Genomic DNA, 551 nt, shown 5'->3' with positions numbered 1-551 from the left:
AAGCTCCAGTAGATCATCACTGTTCCTAACGAAGGAAAGAGCGATCCAGTCTACTTTCATTTTCACGGCGAAAATGGCGTCTTCAATATCTTTTTCAGTAAGGGCAGGAAGTGAGATCTTGGTATTGGGAAGGTTTACTCCTTTTTTAGATCTTAAAGGTCCTCCCTGAACCACTCTTGCTAAAACCTCATCTTTTTTGTTGGTGCTTACCACCTCAAAGATTAATTTTCCATCATCAAGCAGGATACGCTCCCCCGCCTGCACATCTTCAGGAAACTGATCATAATTCATATACACCCTGCTGGAGGTGCCTTCAAATTCTTCTCCTGTAGCAAAAGTGATCTCATCTCCTTTGGAAACCACCACTTCCTCTTTCATTTTACCAACCCGCAGCTTTGGACCCTGCAGGTCTGCAAGAATAGCAGTAGTATAGCCATGTTCCTCGTTAAGCTCCCGTATCATCTCGATACGTTGCTTTACATCGTCATAATTGGCATGAGAAAAATTGACCCTAAACACGTTTACACCTGCCTGCATCATCTCTCGTAACA

General features: G+C 43.4%; 1 protein-coding gene. It reads right to left on the bottom strand.

Going from position 1 to position 551, the window contains the following annotated elements; all coding sequences use genetic code 11:
• Positions 1-551 (bottom strand): pyruvate kinase (locus tag HC176_RS15905; protein ID WP_245234921.1); only part of this gene is annotated, 551 nt, incomplete at both ends.

The organism is Tamlana crocina (genome assembly GCF_012037625.1).
This window is presented reverse-complemented; position numbering and strand designations above follow the sequence as displayed.